1 pseudogene is annotated in these 833 nt (G+C 65.5%); it reads left to right on the top strand.

The annotated features are described in order from the left end of the window. Positions 1 to 76 precede the first annotated feature (76 nt). Positions 77 to 833: pseudogene (locus tag AC1DFR_RS22325) on the top strand (IS110 family transposase); the annotation flags it as partial.

Below are 833 nucleotides of genomic sequence, written 5' to 3'. Positions count from 1 at the left end.
CGGGCTCTGACACCGCGGACAGTCCAGCACAGGTATCAGCTGCTGTGACGGSGAGGTACAGGTGATCGGAAACCRCGAAAGCATTGATGTCTTCATCGGCCTGGACGTCGGCAAGGGCGAGCACCACGCCGTTGCAGTGGACCGGACGGGGATGAAGCTCTTCGACAAGGCTTTGCCCAACGACGAGGCCCGGCTGCGCGAAATACTGACTTCTCTGGGCAAACACGGCCGCATTCTGCTGGTCGTTGACCAGCCCGCGACGATCGGTGCACTCCCCGTCGCGGTTGCCCAGGCCGCCCGTGTCACCGTCGGATACCTGCCCGGGCTGGCGATGCGCCGGATCGCGGACCTGCACCCGGGCGAAGCGAAAACCGACGCCCGGGACGCGTTCATCATCGCCGAAGCGGCCCGGACCATGCCCCACACACTGCGCTCCATCCAGATCGCCGATGAACAGCTCGCCGAACTGACCATGCTCTGCGGCTTCGACGACGACTTGGCAAAACAGGCCACGCAACATCGAACAGGATCCGAGGCCTGCWGACCCAGATCCACCCCTGCCCTGGAGCGTGTCCTTGGCCCGCGCCTGGACCACCCGGCAGTGTTGGACCTGCTGCGGGCCTGGCCAACCCCAGAAGCCTTGCGCCATGCAGGTCGGCGCAGGATCGGAAACCGGCTAAAAATGCGTGCACCCCGGATGGGCGAACGCCTTGCCGGCGAAATCATCGACGCACTCGGCCAGCAAACAGTCACTGTCGTGGGGACGAACGCGGCCACGATCGTGCTGCCCCAACTGGCCCGGATGCTCGCCGACATCCGCGAGTCCCGGGACA

It is taken from the genome of Arthrobacter sp. 05T410 (genome assembly GCF_056396505.1).
Note: the sequence above shows the minus strand (reverse complement) of the source record. Positions and strands in the feature narration are given on the sequence as shown.